The sequence below is a fragment of the Suilimivivens aceti genome (genome assembly GCF_025567405.1).
Taxonomy (GTDB): Bacteria; Bacillota; Clostridia; order Lachnospirales; family Lachnospiraceae; genus Suilimivivens; species Suilimivivens aceti.
Genome location: NZ_JAOQKJ010000004.1, coordinates 18,146 through 34,774, shown reverse-complemented (window position 1 = coordinate 34,774; position 16,629 = coordinate 18,146). Strand labels below are relative to the sequence as shown.

Below are 16,629 nucleotides of genomic sequence, written 5' to 3'. Positions count from 1 at the left end.
TTAAATATTGGATATTAGCTAGCAGGGTATCTTATGGGACATGCTGATATCGGTGTTACGTTAAATACCTATACGCATCTGGGAGCAGAGGATGCCAGGGAAGAACTTGGCAAATTTGCAAAAATGGCTTAAAAAATATACATACAACTAAAAGAAAACCTAAGTGAAAAAGTCTTTAGTAAAATCAAAAAATCCAGACATTTTACTAAGATTTTTACTAAATTTGGATGACAAAATATGCGAACTTATGCCACAATATGCAACAAAAGTGCATAAAACACTCTATCGTGACAAATCTTAGAAAGTGGCGTAAAATCAAGGAAAATCAGTGTTTTCAAGGAGTTTTTAAGGAATGATAAAAGTACTTTTCATCTGCCACGGCAACATTTAAAGTATGGCGAGAAAGACTAGATTTTGTAGGATTTTCTAGATAGAAACAAATAATTTACACCTTATTTATACCTTTGGAAGACCGAATCGGAATAATTAAAAAAGTTGTCATAATTCAGTTGGTCAAAAAATAATACTACACTCAAAATCAATTAAAAAATCAATCGTAAAAAAATACGATTGATTTTTTGCACATTTTTGCATATAATATAATCATTATGGTTGGAAAGGGAACGATTACTATGCGTGAAACAAGAATATTAGAATTCAAGGAAACGATTACGAATACTTTTTTGAAAACAGTTAGTGCCTTTTCGAATTACAATGGTGGAACAATTCTTTTTGGGGTTGATGATAATGGAAATGTGAAAGGATTGCTAGATGTAAAACAGGCCTGTCTGGATATCGAAAATAAAATCAATGACAGTATATCACCTCAACCAAACTATACACTTGAAATACAGAATAATGACCAGACGATAAAACTTACTGTAAAAAGTGGTCTTCAAAAACCGTATTTATATAAATCAAAAGCATACAAACGAAATGATACAGCAACGATAGAGGTAGATACATTGGAATTTTCAAGGCTTGTATTAGATGGAAAAAATATTAGCTTCGAAGAATTACCTTGTAAAGATCAGGAGCTATCTTTTAAAATTTTACAGTGTAAACTGAAAGAAAATATTCACATTGAAACTTTCAATCAAGATACTTTAAAGACATTGAACCTGTATGACAATATAAATGGTTATAATAATGTAGCGGGACTTTTGGCAGATAAAAATCATTTTTCAGGAATTGATATTGTTAAGTTCGGTGAGAATATCAGTATTATTCAAAAAAGAGTAACGTTTGAACATATATCGGTTTTAGAAATATATGAAAAAGCACTTGCTGTATTTAGAGATTATTACCAATATGAAGTAATACAGGGGGCTGACAGAAAGATGGTAGAGAAAATACCGGAAGTAGCTTTCAGAGAAGCAATTGCAAATGCTTTGATTCATAGGGTATGGGATATTAATTCACACACCAGAGTTTCTATGTTTGATGATAGAATAGAAGTAGTGTCTCCTGGTGGATTGCCGGCTGGAATAACGGCAGAAGAATATTTATCAGGTAAACTATCTATTTTAAGAAATAGAAATCTTGCAAATGTATTTTACAGACTGGGATTAGTAGAGATATTTGGAACAGGAATTACACGAATCAAACAACTGTATGCAGAGAGTTTGATAAAACCAGAATTTGAAGTGTCAGAAAATGCTATAAAAATTGTACTACCGATATTTGAAACGAATGTCAATTTAACCGAAGACGAAAAAGTGATTTACAAATTTTTAAGTAAGACGATGCTGAAACCAATAAGTGAAATTGCACCATATGTCCCATTTGGCAAATCAAAAACAACACAATTACTGAAAGCTATAGAGAAAAAGGGTGTGATTGCAGTTGAAGGAAAAGGCAGAGGAACAAAATATATCATTAAGTGATTGAGAACATAGAGGGTTCAAATTACACAATCTTTCAATAACACAAGGAGAAAATCATATGATAAGAATTTTATTTATCTGCCACGGCAGATTATGTCGTTTCTTCTAGAAAGCCAGTAATAGCAAGGGCTTGCGGGTATGCGAGGTTAAAAAATAACACAAAAATAACACTCTTGCGGGGATGGGAGAGGCTTATTAGAAGCTAAAACTGTAGGGGTGGACATGGAACTTGAAGACAAGGAAAATGGGGATGTGATAGAGGGAGAGGATCAGCTGGGCTGGTCCTTTTTCAGTGGAGTTAAACTTGTCTGAGTAATATGCTACAAACAAGTTTGTGGGCTGAAAAAACCAAAATAAAAGTGCCGAAAAATACAAGACGCAAAACATTAAGCAAACGCAATAATTAAACGCAAAATATCGAATTGATTTGACTTTTTGTGTTTTACTGAGGTATAATTTGCGTAAGATGAGGAATAATATTGCGAATGACAGGAGCTGATATATATATGAAAACTTGTAAAGAAAAGGCTTTAGAGTGGAATGTTTCTCCACGTTCCGTAAATGACATGTGCAAAAAAGGAAGAATACAGGGTGCAATAAAAGAAAAAGGATCTTGGTTAATTCCAGACGACTCTCCAAAGCCAATGGATGGAAGAGTGTCTAATGGAAAATACATCAAGAAAAATATGGTTGCGAAAGCAGAAGTTAAATCATTACCAATCGGCATCTCTGACTATGTTCGTGCGCAGGAAGAATATTACTATGTCGACAAGACGTTATTAATCAAAGAATTCTTGGATCAAAAGCCATTGGTATCTTTGTTTACGAGACCAAGGAGATTCGGAAAGACCTTGAATATGGATATGCTCAGAGTGTTCTTTGAAATATCAGATAAGAATACTAGTAAGTATTTTGTCGATAAAAATATTTGGCAATGTGGAGAAGAGTATCGTTCACATCAAGGAAAATATCCAGTCATATTCTTAACTTTTAAGGATGTTAAATTTGATACTTGGGACGCAACAATAGATAAAATAAGGGGACTACTTCAAGAAGAGTATGGAAGACATCAAGAGCTACTAAATAGTGATAAGCTCTCACAATATGAGAAGGAGTATTTTACAAAGATTATTAGCGCTACAGCTAATGAAGTGGAGCTTACTTCTTCGCTAGAAAGACTATCTAAAATGCTTGCTTCACATTATGATAAGGCTCCAGTAATCATTATTGATGAATATGATACTCTGATTCAAGAGGGATACTCTAAGGATTTCTACGATGAAATTATTGGATTCATGAGAAATTTCTTTTCAGGAGCATTTAAGGATAATAAGAATTTATCCTATGGTTTCCTAACAGGAATTTTGCGTATTGCTCAGGAAAGTATCTTTAGTGGTCTAAATAATTTAACAGTGAACTCCGTAATGGATGAAGAATACGATAGCTTTTTTGGATTTACAGAATCTGAAGTGAAAGCAATGCTCAGTTACTATGGAGTATCAGATAAAGAGGAGGAACTTAAAGACTGGTACGATGGATATTTGTTTGGTAGCGAAGAAATATATAATCCATGGTCTGTAATCAACTATATTTCCAAGGGATGCCTTCCTCAAGCATATTGGGTAAATACAGGAAAAAATGAAATCCTTGATGATGTACTAAGAGTGGCTACAGATGATATTACAGAAAGATTATATGACCTTTTGCAAGGAGAAAGAGTAGTTGCAAGAATTGATCAAAATGTGGTGTATAGATCGCTTGCGGAGGATCCAGCAAATATTTATAGCTTATTGTTGGTTACTGGCTATTTGAAAACTCCTAAAAAGGAACTGCAAGCAGATGGTTCATATTTATGTGAAGTATCAATTCCAAATAGAGAGATTGCAGCTGTATATAAGAGTGAAATCTTGTCACATTTCTTGCAAACTGGAGCAATTACAAGGACTACAGCAAATAAGATTGCAGAAAGTCTTTATGCCAATGATTACAAGAAGTTGCAGAGCGCTATTGGGGAATATATGGATAAATCAATTAGCTTCTTCGATGGTGGAGCTGAAGGATTTTATCATGGTTTGATGCTAGGATTAATAGCATTAATGGATAATCAGTATAAGATTAAATCGAACCGAGAATCTGGAGATGGCAGATTTGATGTTTCTTTAATTCCAAGAGAAAAAAGGTATCCTGGTATTATTTTGGAATTAAAGTGGAAAGAAAAATTAAGCGATGTTGAGCTTGAAAAATGGTCTAATGAAGCATTAAAGCAAATTGGTGAGTTGCGATACGATTCTGAAATGAAAGAGGATGGAATTACGGAAATCTTGAAGTTTGGAATTGCTTTTTCGGGGAAGAAAGTATGTGTAAGAACTGAGTAGAACAAGAATTTAGTGCAAAGGAGGCGATAGTATGTTTCCAACAATTAATAAAAAAGAAACAGGTGTTAATCTTCGAAGAATTATGGATATGAGAGGAGTAAAACCAAAAGATATTCAAGAATATTTAGGGTTTGGATGTGTGCAGAGTGTTTATCGATGGTTGGATGGCGTTAGTATGCCAACAGTCGATAATCTGTATGCAATTAGCAAAATGCTTCAAGTTCCTATGGATTCAATTGTTTGCGGAAATGCTGGAAGAACAAAAAGTCAAATGGATGCATGTCTTACGGATCAGGAGAGAAGAGTTTATACCTACTATAAGAAAATGAGAGAATTAAATGCAGCATAATTTTTGAACTACAAGTTCAATGACATTATTATAAAAGGTTTCAATATACTCAAATACAAGCCTATAGGCATGTTTGTAGTTAATGATATGAAATCTGTTAAGCCATTCTCTTTTGATTAAGGAATGGAAAGATTCGATGCAAGCATTATCGTAAGGATAACCACTATGAGAATAGCTTCGTTGCATCTTTTCTGTGGATTTACGCCACGCATTTGAAACATACTGGCTACCACGATCTGAATGGATAATAAGTGGTAAATCAGTATTACGACAGGCTTTTGCCTTGTTGATTGTTTCGATAACTGTAGATACTTCCATAGTGTCTGCAAGAGTCCAGGCAATGATTTTTCTGGCATACAAGTCCATAACGCAGTTAAGGTATGCAAAACCATCCTGCGTCCAGATATAAGTGATATCTGTGCACCAGACAGCGTTAGGACGTTCTGGATTGAACTGTTCATTGAGAATGTTGTGGAGTTCCATGCTAAAATCAGAATCTCTGGTGGTAGTAGTCCACGGTTTGGTCCACTGGGCACGAATGCCCATTTCACGCATGTATTTACCTACGGTGCGCTGACTGATGGTTTCACCAGATTTACGTAGTTCCTGAGCAATTTTAGGGGCACCGTAATTCTGTTTTGAATAATCATATATTTTCTGGATTTCCTTTTTAACAGCATCTTTTCGCTGACGGGAAGGAGATACCTTTCGATGAAGAAAGGATCTGTATTCAGAGCGGGACACGCCTAAAAATTTCAGCATTCCGGAGATAGAGATGCGGCGTCCGGTTACTTTGGCAGCCTCTACCTTTGCAGAATCTTTATGCGATAAAAGAAAAGTGCCAGCACGGATCCATTCAGGTTCCATACAGTTACTATGACTGCGGTATACCGGATTATTTTACGAGTGTACCGCTGCACTGGCACAGTGAAATGGAATTAAATTACATAAAATCTGGAAATGGTTTTTTCAAATACGAGGATCAGACCATCTCTGCCAAACCGGGAGACATCTTTCTGATCCAGCCCAACGTCCTTCATGCTATCATGTCGGATGAGCACAGCTCTTTTTTTTATGATACCATTGTTTTTCATCAGAATATGCTGGTGGGAAGTTACGATGACCGTTGTTATACAGATATTCTGCTGCCGATCTTTTCTTCCAGACGAAGAGTTCTGGTCCCTGTATCTCAGGAACCCCCGGGGTATCATGAACTCCATGATTCGGTCCGGACTATTATGCAGTGTGCGCACAAAAATCTTGCAACGTCTGATCTGTTACTGAAAAGCGAACTGCTTCGCTTATTTTATCTGCTGGCATCGACACCGGGACTCTGCACCGAACACACGGTTTCGACAGAATCCCGGATGACCGAAACACTTCAGCCTGTTCTCACTTATATACAGAAACATCATTCTGAATCTGTCACCATAGAGCAGCTGGCAAAGATCACTCATATGAGCAGCAGTTACTTTATGAGCTGTTTCAAACAGAATTTCGGTCTCGGAGCCATTGAATATCTGAATCAGGTACGTATCCGATCAGCATGCGACCTTCTGCGCAATACGGATCGCAGTATCTCCGACATTGCTTTCGATACCGGATTTCATAACCTTTCAAATTTCAATCGACAGTTTCGCACCAAGGTAGGATGTTCTCATCAGACTTACCGAAAAGAATCCGTTCTTTCCTGATAGATCCAGTAAGTGATCATCAACATGATCCAGGCGCCGATCCAGGCAGATACTTCTGCCAGAGCAACACCACGAAAAGCCAGATATGGAGTCAGCAGCTTTACCATGACCACTCGAAGAGACACTTCCAGGACTCCTGAAAGCATCGGAACAAACGTATGTCCCATGCCCTGACACCCGTTGCGGAACACAAACAGCCATCCCAGAGGAAACAGACAGATGCCTGTAACCGCCAGAAAATCTCTTGTGTAAGAAATAATCGACGCATCATTCAACATGAAAGAAGTCAGAAACTCAGGAATACACAGCAACATCAAAGCCAGTGGAATATTTATCAGGATCGTCAGGATAACTCCTTCCCGGATACCGGTACGTATCCGCTCCTTTTTTCCGGCACCATAATTCTGTCCCACAAAAGTAAGAAGTGCCAGGCCCACTGTATTTGCCGGCTGTTCAAAAAGACTGAGGATCTTGGTGCATGCCGCATAGGCAGCCACATAGCTTGTTCCCATATTGTTGACAAATGTCTGCAATACTATTCCACCCACTGCAGTGACAGAATTCATAACGGCAACAGGTAGACCTTTCAATGTCAGTCTTTTGATGATCACACTCTGTGGTTTCCAGTCCGTTTTTTTCGGGATCAGATTTTTTTCCCTTCCTATGTAGTAACAGCAGTAAAGCGCAGACAGAACCTGTGCCAGAACAGTGGCTAACGCTGCGCCCAAAACACCCATATGCAGCGGAAAAACGAATAACAGATCCATCAGAACATTAGCAATGGCGGAAATTATCATTGCAACCAGAGGCACCCGGCTGTTTCCGACGGAACGCAGAAGTGTCATGGCAAAATTATTAAAAATTGTAATGGTGGTTCCCGCAAGAATTGTTCCGAAATATTGCAGTGTTTCCGTCATCAGATCTTCCGGTGTATGGAGAAATGTAAATAATTGCCGCATGAAGGCCAGACTTACCACTGTGATCACAATCCCAATAGCCAGACAGATCCAGACAGACATTGCCAGCTCCTTACGAAGTTTTTCATAATTGCCACTTCCAAAAGACTGAGAAATACAGATTCCCAATCCTCCTGTCAGCCCAATTGCGAAACCAATGATCAGAAAATGTACGGAACTGGTATTTCCGACTGCTGCAAGTGCCGTATCGCCAATTCCTTTTCCCACCACCATAGAGTCTGCAAAGCTGTATAACTGCTGAAACAGATTTCCTGCCAGGATCGGCAGAAAAAACTGTACCAGTAAACGCATGCAGTTTCCCTGCGTCATATCATTTGTCGTGTTCTTACCCATTATGTTACCTCCTGATGTCTAAACGGTACTCTCCAAATACTGTCTGCTTTTAGCCAGTATTTTACTACTGAAATGATACTTTTTCTATGACATTACTATGCTGAAATATTAGCAGAAAGTTTCTTGTTTAAATTTTTTATGATGTTTTCAGAGTTATCTTTTGAATAATATCTCATTTTTGCTGCCGATAAATAGTCCATAATAATACCTCCTCTTCAAAATTAATTCTATCATGAAATGACATATAAATCTAATAAAAATATGCTTAAAAGATAAGAGTTCATAATGATTAGTGAACATCATAATATTTTTAGAGTAGCATCCAAATATCACAAACCGATTTGATGAGGAGAAAATACCAGAGCAAGATCCACCCGTGTATTACAGTATTGTCATTTTGACAATTTTGTATTACTTACGAGTAGCAGACCTTGATTGGGATTACGTCCCCATACCCACGTGAAAATATAATTGCAGGCAATTATATTTTAGCAGATATGCAGGCATATCTGGATAAGCGTCACAGACAACAAAATAAGGAAATTTTGATAAGGCATTCACCTGGAATAGGTGAGTGTTTTTTTGCTTTTAAGTATTCAATTAACCGAAAAAATAAAAAAATTTCCTCAGGGGGCTGTAAAAATGCCTCTCAGCGTTTCGTATTAATGAAAGGGTATTTTTTGCAGGAAAAATAAAAAATTTTCATCAAGAGCCTGTATTTATGCCCTTCATCTTTTGAATATGTGTAAGGACATTTTTTGAGCCGGCATAAAAATGATTTTTACAACAGTTAGAAACAGAAACGAGGCGAGAAAAGAATGAAATATGAATACATGAAGGAGTCTGAGCAGATGATTCAGTACTTCCAGTTTCCGAAGTTTTTGCTAAAACTGCGAATTTCTCAAACTGCAAAATATCTTTATATGATTTTGTATGACCGAGCACGGATATCGAGAATGAATAGTTGGATAGACAAGTATGGAAATGTTGCAATTTGCGCCGACCGCCGGTCGGTGATGCGTTGACCAGCGGTCGCTCGGCGCTATAAACGGTCGACTGTTTATTTATTATTTGGGGTGTTAATCACCACTGTATAGTGCTTGGTTGCACGCTTCGTGATAGCATTTGCAGAAACTTCATCATTCAGAATCATGGATGCCCAACTCTTAGGTTCCCTTTGCGAACACACAATGGTACTTTTCTGAGCTTCACAACGTTTTTCCAGAATCATGAACAGGACTTTTACCTCCCGTTCATCTGTAATTGTATGGAGTAAAAAATCATCCAGTATCATCAAATCAAGACGTTCAAGAAGCTTTAGTTTTCTTTCGTATTTCTCATAGCTGACATTTTTAAGTGCAACCATATCCTCTAAAAAAGATTCACAATGATGATACTCTACTTTATGCTCCTTACAGGCTGCAATGCCGATTGCCTTTGCAAGATGTGTCTTGCCGCTATCAGACGGGCCAAGAATACAGATATTTAATCCATCCCGCACAAATGCCAGCGAAGACAGAACCGATGTAATTCCGCATGGTAAATACTCTCTGCTCCCGGAATCAATACAATCATCAAGGCTTTGCGGGCATCCAATCAATTTGGCATGCCTGAGCCGGTTATTCACACGTTTACTGACCTTATCCTGATATTCCGGTTCAATCAGTTCCGCAATTAGCGAAAGATGGTCAAGTTTTAAGAATCTTTCTGAACGGTAGAGTGCATCCAGGGTGGCTGCCATGTTGGGGAGCCCAAGATCATTGAGTTTATCTACTAGCGCATTGGTAAGTGCTTCTCCTGTGAGCATTATACATCAGCCTCCTTTCCAGGTGCCTGAGCCAGTTTCAGACTCTTAGAAAGAAGATTTGACACATCCATTGCATCAGAGCCTATAACAAAGCCACCTCGATTACGTTCTTCGTTTATTCTGGAACGCTCCTGCGGGGTGCAGATGTCTTCTGCAATGGCAGGAATGGAGTTTTTGATGTATGTGTAGCTTATTTTATTAGCAGCAATTGCCTGCCGGCAACATTCCTCCAAAACATGATTTCCGTATTTTTTGGAATAATTCAAGATACCGAGACACATCCGGTATGTCTGCACCTCAAGCTTCCGGCTTGAAAGAATGCTTTTGATAACAGAGACTGTACTGTTTCCAACAGTCATAGCCCTGCGGATGAAGTACTCTGCATTCCATTCACGGTAATCATTATAATCTTTAGGAAGATGTTCTGTGTTGGTACACCACTGCCCCTTACGTGTAGCGCGTTGATGTTCACCAATTAAAATGCCTTTCTGGGAATAAATTTTTACAACAGCAGTTGATGCTTTGATAGAAACTTTCTGATGCTTATAAGCCTTATCTACGCTATAATAAGCATTGTCAAAGCGTACGTGGAAGTCGCTTGATACCTTTGCCTCTTTCCTCTCCATGTACTCGTAAGGTACAGAGGGAAGAGGCATTAATTCGGCTTTCTCTTCTTCCCAGTAATAGCATCTGCTGTGTCCCTTATGTTTGAAGTTTTCATGGTTAAGTTCGTCCAGTTTTTCCCATAAATCAGAGTTAAACTGTTCAAGGCTAAAGTACTGACGTTCTTCGAGATCATGAAAAAATCCTTTCTCCAGAATTCCCACGGAATTCTCAACAGAACTTTTATATTTGGGCTTACGAACCTTGGCCGGTACGATAGCCGTATGATTATGTTCCGCCCACTCAGCGTAATCCTTGTTGAGTTCCGGCTGGATCCAGTCCTCGTTGGCAATCACTGCCTGCTTGCAGTTATCGCATACTACTAAAGCAGGAACGCCTCCATAAAAGGCCAGAGCATTGTTATTGACCTGTATCCACTGGGGTTCTTTCGTAGAAATCATTCCTTCAGCATAAATCATCTGGGAATAGGGAAGTACTGCAACAAACACAACAATGACAGACACTTCACCTGTCAGCCGGTCTGTCATTTCAAAGGTCTTTCCTGCAAAATCCACCTCCATTGTCTGAGCGATGATTGGGGTAAAATGGGCTGTTTCCTCATTTTCTTCACACCACATGCTGTACCGCTCACAAAACTGTCGATAAGAATAATGTTTCAGGGCATCGGCTTCACACTTTTTCTTGTAGCGGTTCCACTGATAAATCAGTGTCATGTTCTTTCTTGTGGTAAGTTGGGAATGAACTACTGAATAATCAGGGAGTTCAAAACTCTCATCACGATTTCCGGATAAGGGGGCTTTGCCATAAATCAACTCAGCAATACCATAGTTTGTGATTCCCTCCGGAAGAGGAAAACTTAAAGTCTCGCATTTTTTAAATGCGTTAAGGAAGTCATTGACTCCCGATTTGCTACAGCCCAACTGTCTTGCAATCTCTGCACCGGACATGTTCAGGGCATAGCTTTTGATAATGATGTCTTTGTAATCAAGCATTCAAAAATGTAGTGATGACGAAATAGAGCGTTTGGATTACATAATTGAAACTTTAAATGATTCGCAAGGGAACATAGAGCAGTTACTAGATAAGGTATTAGAAGATTGGGGCTTTGTTGATTTGGAGGAAGAGAATGAATAGTACGATAGTTATCAATAAAATTTTCTTAGATAATTACAAGTTATTTGAAAATTTTACGCTTACGGAATGATTTGAAAAATAGTAAGTATAATGTATTGTTAAATAATGCTATGTTGGAAACTCAATTAAAAGCATATATTATTATACGATATATACGAGATGATATTGAAAAGTATATTGAAAGAAAGAAGAAACTTTTGTTTCTAAAAAAAGAAAGTAAAAAAGTAAAGGATTTAGATTACATAAATATTGAATATCAACAAATGGGAAAATATCTTGATAAAGCAGATGTTTGTGAGCAATTAGTTCAAAAGGTTTTAGAGTATCGGCAGCTTGAAAAGAATGTTCAAGAGACACAACAATCTATAAACGAGTTGATTAGAATTCGTGAGCAGTTAATGAGAGCTTCAGAAGAGGGGAGTATATTTGAGGATGGAAAATGTCCATATTGTGGTTATGATTGGAAGGAAAAAGAACAGTTATTAAATAATATTGAAAAAACAACTAATGATGTAAATTCTCTTCTTGGAACGGCAGGAAAGCAAATGAAGGAGATAGTAGATACTATTAGTGGAGTTTTTCTGCAAAATGTGTGGGTTGACGCCGAAGTTTTAATTTCCGATTTAGAGAGTAATGTGTTGCTTAGTGCTTTTATGGAATTCGATGAAAGTGATATTGTAGAGAAATACAAATACATAGATAAATTCCTAAAGGACAATATGTTTGAGATTTCTTTAACGGATGAGTTTTCTGTAAATAATATGGAAAAGGATATTCAGCAGATTCAGAATGTTATAAAGAATGCAATATGTGTATTGCCAGAAGAATATTATCAAAAAAAGAGTGAGTACCAATTTGATAGTCTTCTAAAGGAATATTTTTTGTCAATAGAAGATGTTGCAGAAATGAAGGAAGGGGATATATTACAGAAAGCAGAGTATTTAAAATATAAATTTATTCTACAGGAAAGAGAAAAAAGTAAAAAAATAGAGAATCTAAAGCGGAAAAAAGCATGTATTGAAGGTGAAATTAGTAAAAAACTTAATCAATACATGAAAGATTGGAAAGCTAGTATTGATAAATATCAAGGGAACATTATTTCGCAGATTGAGATACCTTTTTATATTTATAGTGCAAGAATTTTACAATCGTATCAAGGCGGACAGGGCATATTAATTCGAGATAAGGATGGTAAAGAAGAATTAAATTCTATCAGATTTACAACACCTAACGAGGAACATGATATTTTATACACTATGAGTTCAGGACAATTATCTGGTATTTTGCTTGCATTTTCGTTAGCACTACATAAGATATTTGTAAATGATGGATTAAATATAATGCTAATTGATGATCCGGTTCAGTGTATGGATGATTTGAATATAGTTTCGTTTGTGGAATTAATGAGAACAGAGTTTCCAAATATTCAACTCTTAATTTCTACACACGAAAATAGTTTTGCTGGATACATTGGATATAAATATAAGAAATATAGTTTGCCAGTGCAAAGATGTAATTTAAAGGAAATAAGTACATTGTGATATGAATAATTATTGAATCTATTTATAGCGATATGGGCAGGAAGGAGAAAGGATTATATTGCAGAAATGGAAACGAATTAGAGCAGTAATATTAGGTGAGTTATAAAGATATAGTGTCAGTTAGAAGGCAGTCAAGATTGGCTGCCTTTTGTCATGTAAAAAAAGAGGTTTCAAGAATGGAAACAAAAGAAGAAAATGTGAAGGATTAAAGCAAAGCAGAACGGCAGAAGAAAGAAGAAAAAAAGGACTGGAAAAACCAAAGAAAAATCGCACTTGCTAAACTGCAAGTGCGACACTTTTGTTAATATTACGAGTCCTACGCAGCTCCAGGACGGAACAACATATGACTCTAATAATATTATACACCATATTTGTATGAAGTCAAACAAAAAATTATTCAGATAAATCATTAGAAATATCTTCACCTAAAAGGTTTTCATCATTATCGGAAGTAGTAAATTTTTCACTTACAGGATAGGAGAAGTTTTTACCCATTTTCTGAAATCCATACTCCAAATAATGTGATTTAGGGATGAAGTTATTTTCTGTAAGATTATGTAATTTGGTAAAAAGCTCTACAAGCCATTCCTGAAATTCTGTTTCCGGTTCTTTTTGGTCAAGTTCATTTTCATAATAATGTCTCACGATACCAGCAAATATATCAGCGAACTGTACTGCAGGAGTTACAGCGGAGCTGACAAACAAGGGCATTTCTAATATGTGATGGAAAGAACGCCCAAATTTAGTTTTGAATAAAAAACCAGTAATTGCTTCGGCAATTTTCCGATCAGCGTCTTCGTGTACCTCGTCAAATATCATCATTGCCTTGCCATAGTGATGATGGTTACAGTAAAACTCAACCTTTTTTAAAAGAAGGTAATACTGCTTCGGAAGATGATGTTCCGGAACAATAATTGGTTCATCTGGCTTGTCCATAATTACAGCGAAAATAGCAGCGTCATAAGAGGTAATGATGTCTACCATGCCCTCAACATATGCTTTATTATTTGTACGATTCTTGGTAATTGTCGCTTCACGAATAAGTTTTGTAGACTTTATTTCGTCCTGTTTTCCATAAATAGAATCTTTTAATTTGTATATCTGATTTGTGATTGGTTTAATATCATTCTCATGGATACAGACACCAAGCAGGATAGGATTCTTGGTTGAATCTGTAGGGCGAGGATATCCACTTTCATCTATGAATGTAAGCATGTAAATAGATTGCTCCTTTGTTAAGTAGTGAATTGATTATACTATAAAATGGGTTGACATACTATCAAATTTATAAAGATTTTTGTTTGCTTTTTATGTCTTGAGTAGTGGGCATATCTTTTCCGAGATACTGATTGAGATTTTCCAACTTTCGGTTCAGCTCATGCACTTCCTTTTCACAATCCTTATAGGTGGAAGTCAGCTCACTTTTCTGCTTCATCAGTTCCTGATATTCAGCTTTCAGCTTATCAACATTCAAGCTCTTTATGTTTATGCCCGCCTGTTCAAGCATCCGTCTGGCACCGCCATAAAGAATGATCTGGCTTTCGTATCTGTGGAAATATGCGTCAGGGTTCTTGGCTTTTTTGTAGCCGATATGATAGGAGCGGTTGTCTTTGTACTGCTGTGCATATTTGATGATTTCCGCAAGGTCTTTGATACGGTGTTCCAGTTCCACCACGCTCTGCTTTGCAGACTTTCCGGCTTCGGTTTTTACCGCAATTTTGTGTTCCAGTTCTGCAAGCGAACCAACCTCATTATAGCTCTGTGCGGCGATCTTTAAATTCTCAATGGCAGCCCACCTTTGTAGTCCCGGACTGTTCTGAAATTTCTCGTCAGAGGTGTCAATAAGTCTGCGGGCAGAGTAGTCTTTTTTGGGGATAATTGCCTTTCGTTCCCGTTTTCTTTCAATGCGTTCCCTGATCCGTTCCTTTGTGTATTCCTTTCCTAAAGACTTCGCACTGCCACGCACAAAACGCTCTTTATCCAGAGGGCGGAATGAGATGTATTTGGCAGCTCCTTCTTCAAAAGTTTCCCCTTTGATTTCATAACCTTTGGCTCTCATCAGAAGCAGAAATTCTTCGTAAGTGGAAGTCGACTTGATGCAGAAATTGATGTCCTTTCTGATCTGCGTTTTCCATGCAGAACCGTTCTGCTCGGACTGCCATTCTTTGTATTTTCTGCCACGCTGCGCACCCGGAATGATTACGGAAAGATTGTGTTCCTTGCACAGTTCATTACTCAGTTTCCGGATGTGGTAATAGGACTGTTTGCAGTCGTGATATTTGTTGTGTTCGATGTTGTCAGCAGCGCAAAAAATTATGTGATTATGAACGTGTCCTTTGTCAATATGGGTGGTAACAACATACGAAAATTTCCCCTCTAATAGTTTATCGGCAAGCTCCTTTCCAATGCGGTGCGCTTCCTCAAAACCAACCTCTCCAGGAGCAAAAGCTTGTATCAGATGATAGGCTTTGTTGGGACTGTTTTCCCGGCAGTGGTCGAGAGTATATTTGAAGTCATAAGCTGCGGTTTCTGGAGAACAGGCATAAGAGGAAACAAACATTTTTTCATCGGTCTTTTCGGGGTTGCAGATGTAGTCTATCGCTTTATCAACGGTTGCTTTGATAGCATGGATTTTTGTGTACGCCATACTTTATTCATCAACTCCTTTACTTCGTTTATATCCTCTTGATAAATGTTTCCGGTGCTGTTTACCCTCTTTGCGATCTGGTTTAAATTGGAGCTGATACGTCCAAGCTCTGTATTATAATTTCTTAAATAACTGTAATCCACGTCATAGACATAGCCATACAAAATGAGCTTGCGTAAGAAAGCAGACTTGCTTTTCATTCCCGATAATCGGAACTTCTCGTCCAGGATATACTGCTCGTCATCATCGAGATAAAATTGCACAGGATTGGTGCGTTTTCTGTTTGCCATTTCTTTACCTCCTTCCCATTTTGGGTACAAAAAAACTGCTGTAAAATGTTCGATGTTTTACAACAGTTTGTTTCAAAGTGTATTCGATTTTTGGATATAATTATCCAAGAAAAATTGTAGCAAAATTGCAGAAGAAGGTCAATGATTTTTTGTGAAAAGTGGCTCAAAAAATATAAGAGGGTTAGGGATACTTCCCTATGGAAATTTACGGGATATGCCTGTGGCATAAAAGTAAGTTTCAGCCCATGTGTCATGACAGGGGCAGTGCTTGCTATTAAAGAAAATTCCTTTTATTACAGTACAGGAGGAAAAGTTAGAATAATATATATGGTTTGTGTGTGACAATCATCAAAGAAGACGAAGAGCCGATGCACTTGTAAAATGTTTCACAAGATCATCGGCTCTTAATTAACATATTGGCGGGATGTATCCGAGTTGAATCGCTTTTGTCACGGCTTCAACCGCTGATGTAACATCAAGTTTTTCAAATATATGCTGCAAATGATTTGATAAGGTACGTTCACTAATATAAAGTGTGCTTGCTATGTCTTTTCGCTTTTGTCCCTCTGCTATAAGCTGTATAATTTGTTTTTCACTATCGGTCAATCCTTCTATGAATGGAATTTCCCTGTCAAAATAAAGTATCCCCTGCATTATTTTAGAAAGAATAGATATGAGCTTTTCAGGTTCAATATTTTTATTAACAAATCCTTTTGCTCCTATTTTTCTTCCTTCACTTCGATATACGGGCAAATCATAACCAGACAGAATTACAACCCTTTGTTCTGGATAACAACTTAGTATTTGTTTTGCTAATTCCAGACCATCCTCAGAAGATATATTCTTCAAGTTTATATCCATAAGGATGATGTCTGGTTTCTTAGATACAATATAATTGTCTAATTGAGAAACATCATTGATACTATCAAAGGTTTCAATTTCTGAATAATCTGACAATGCAATCTCCAAACT

Annotated in this window: 14 protein-coding genes and 1 pseudogene; 7 read left to right on the top strand and 8 right to left on the bottom strand. The window is 37.3% G+C overall.

Going from position 1 to position 16,629, the window contains the following annotated elements; all coding sequences use genetic code 11:
- Positions 1-632: 632 nt before the first annotated feature.
- The 3 genes from OCV77_RS05390 (at position 633) to OCV77_RS05380 (ending at position 4,610) form a co-directional block, all read left to right on the top strand.
- Positions 633-1,886: an RNA-binding domain-containing protein gene (locus tag OCV77_RS05390; RefSeq protein WP_262573924.1), complete on the top strand. Its 1,254-nt coding sequence runs from the start codon at positions 633-635 to the stop codon at positions 1,884-1,886.
- A gap of 506 nt (positions 1,887-2,392) precedes the next feature.
- Positions 2,393-4,261 carry an ATP-binding protein gene (locus OCV77_RS05385; protein ID WP_262573923.1) on the top strand — a complete coding sequence of 623 codons (1,869 nt, stop codon included), beginning with the start codon at positions 2,393-2,395 and terminating at the stop codon, positions 4,259-4,261.
- Between the two features lie 31 nt (positions 4,262-4,292).
- Positions 4,293-4,610 carry a helix-turn-helix transcriptional regulator gene (locus OCV77_RS05380; protein WP_055274060.1) on the top strand — a complete coding sequence of 106 codons (318 nt, stop codon included), beginning with the start codon at positions 4,293-4,295 and terminating at the stop codon, positions 4,608-4,610.
- On the opposite strand, the gene OCV77_RS05375 is transcribed toward OCV77_RS05380, so the two are convergent.
- Positions 4,596-5,477 carry an IS3 family transposase gene (locus tag OCV77_RS05375; RefSeq protein ID WP_262573921.1) on the bottom strand — a complete coding sequence of 294 codons (882 nt, stop codon included), beginning with the start codon at positions 5,475-5,477 and terminating at the stop codon, positions 4,596-4,598. The two genes, OCV77_RS05380 and OCV77_RS05375, sit on opposite strands and share 15 nt — an antisense overlap.
- Here OCV77_RS05375 and OCV77_RS05370 point away from each other — a divergent pair.
- Entirely contained in the window at positions 5,420-6,304 is an 885-nt protein-coding gene (locus OCV77_RS05370) for a helix-turn-helix domain-containing protein (RefSeq protein ID WP_262573920.1), read from the top strand. The genes OCV77_RS05375 and OCV77_RS05370 overlap by 58 nt on opposite strands.
- Here OCV77_RS05370 and OCV77_RS05365 read toward each other — a convergent pair.
- Entirely contained in the window at positions 6,277-7,614 is a 1,338-nt protein-coding gene (locus tag OCV77_RS05365; RefSeq protein ID WP_262573918.1) for an MATE family efflux transporter, read from the bottom strand. The two genes, OCV77_RS05370 and OCV77_RS05365, sit on opposite strands and share 28 nt — an antisense overlap.
- Positions 7,615-8,045: 431 nt before the next feature.
- Here OCV77_RS05365 and OCV77_RS05360 point away from each other — a divergent pair, with 431 nt between their 5' ends.
- A complete protein-coding gene (locus OCV77_RS05360; protein WP_262573916.1) occupies positions 8,046-8,309 on the top strand; it encodes a hypothetical protein in 264 nt (87 codons plus the stop codon).
- Positions 8,310-8,432: 123 nt separating this feature from the next.
- Positions 8,433-8,603, top strand: a pseudogene (locus OCV77_RS16635) (replication initiator protein A); the annotation flags it as partial.
- Between the two features lie 71 nt (positions 8,604-8,674).
- Here the strand turns inward: OCV77_RS16635 and OCV77_RS05350 are convergent.
- The gene (locus OCV77_RS05350) at positions 8,675-9,421 is read right to left on the bottom strand and encodes an ATP-binding protein (protein WP_262573914.1); all 747 of its coding nucleotides are present in this window, start codon (positions 9,419-9,421) and stop codon (positions 8,675-8,677) included.
- Positions 9,421-11,037: an IS21 family transposase gene (gene istA / locus OCV77_RS05345; protein ID WP_262573913.1), complete on the bottom strand. Its 1,617-nt coding sequence runs from the start codon at positions 11,035-11,037 to the stop codon at positions 9,421-9,423. The genes OCV77_RS05350 and istA overlap by 1 nt, the downstream gene beginning before the upstream one ends.
- Positions 11,038-11,250: 213 nt before the next feature.
- On the opposite strand from istA, the gene OCV77_RS05340 reads away from it, so the two are divergent.
- Positions 11,251-12,720 (top strand): hypothetical protein, encoded by a 1,470-nt coding sequence (locus tag OCV77_RS05340; protein ID WP_262573911.1) that lies wholly within the window; start codon positions 11,251-11,253, stop codon positions 12,718-12,720.
- A 393-nt stretch (positions 12,721-13,113) separates the two neighbouring features.
- Here OCV77_RS05340 and OCV77_RS05335 read toward each other — a convergent pair whose 3' ends face one another.
- From OCV77_RS05335 to OCV77_RS05320, 4 genes are all read right to left on the bottom strand, one after another.
- Positions 13,114-13,935, bottom strand: coding sequence for a DUF3800 domain-containing protein (locus OCV77_RS05335; protein ID WP_118489386.1), 822 nt, complete (start codon positions 13,933-13,935; stop codon positions 13,114-13,116).
- 70 nt (positions 13,936-14,005) lie between these two features.
- Positions 14,006-15,367 carry a relaxase/mobilization nuclease domain-containing protein gene (locus OCV77_RS05330; RefSeq protein ID WP_262573909.1) on the bottom strand — a complete coding sequence of 454 codons (1,362 nt, stop codon included), beginning with the start codon at positions 15,365-15,367 and terminating at the stop codon, positions 14,006-14,008.
- Entirely contained in the window at positions 15,316-15,657 is a 342-nt protein-coding gene (locus tag OCV77_RS05325; protein WP_262573907.1) for a MobC family plasmid mobilization relaxosome protein, read from the bottom strand. Before OCV77_RS05325 ends, OCV77_RS05330 begins: the two co-directional genes overlap by 52 nt.
- A gap of 408 nt (positions 15,658-16,065) precedes the next feature.
- Complete coding sequence (locus OCV77_RS05320) at positions 16,066-16,614, bottom strand: response regulator transcription factor (RefSeq protein WP_330370532.1); 549 nt, start codon at positions 16,612-16,614, stop codon at positions 16,066-16,068.
- Between the last annotated feature and the right edge of the window lie 15 nt (positions 16,615-16,629).

Excerpts from the sequence above, each read along its gene's own strand:
- OCV77_RS05390 (WP_262573924.1), top strand. The coding sequence starts at position 633 with ATGCGTGAAACAAGAATATTAGAATTCAAGGAAACGATTACGAATACT.
- OCV77_RS05385 (WP_262573923.1), top strand. The coding sequence starts at position 2,393 with ATGAAAACTTGTAAAGAAAAGGCTTTAGAGTGGAATGTTTCTCCACGT.
- OCV77_RS05380 (WP_055274060.1), top strand. The coding sequence starts at position 4,293 with ATGTTTCCAACAATTAATAAAAAAGAAACAGGTGTTAATCTTCGAAGA.
- OCV77_RS05375 (WP_262573921.1), bottom strand. The coding sequence starts at position 5,477 with ATGGAACCTGAATGGATCCGTGCTGGCACTTTTCTTTTATCGCATAAA.
- OCV77_RS05365 (WP_262573918.1), bottom strand. The coding sequence starts at position 7,614 with ATGGGTAAGAACACGACAAATGATATGACGCAGGGAAACTGCATGCGT.
- OCV77_RS05350 (WP_262573914.1), bottom strand. The coding sequence starts at position 9,421 with ATGCTCACAGGAGAAGCACTTACCAATGCGCTAGTAGATAAACTCAAT.
- istA (WP_262573913.1), bottom strand. The coding sequence starts at position 11,037 with ATGCTTGATTACAAAGACATCATTATCAAAAGCTATGCCCTGAACATG.
- OCV77_RS05335 (WP_118489386.1), bottom strand. The coding sequence starts at position 13,935 with ATGCTTACATTCATAGATGAAAGTGGATATCCTCGCCCTACAGATTCA.
- OCV77_RS05330 (WP_262573909.1), bottom strand. The coding sequence starts at position 15,367 with ATGGCGTACACAAAAATCCATGCTATCAAAGCAACCGTTGATAAAGCG.
- OCV77_RS05325 (WP_262573907.1), bottom strand. The coding sequence starts at position 15,657 with ATGGCAAACAGAAAACGCACCAATCCTGTGCAATTTTATCTCGATGAT.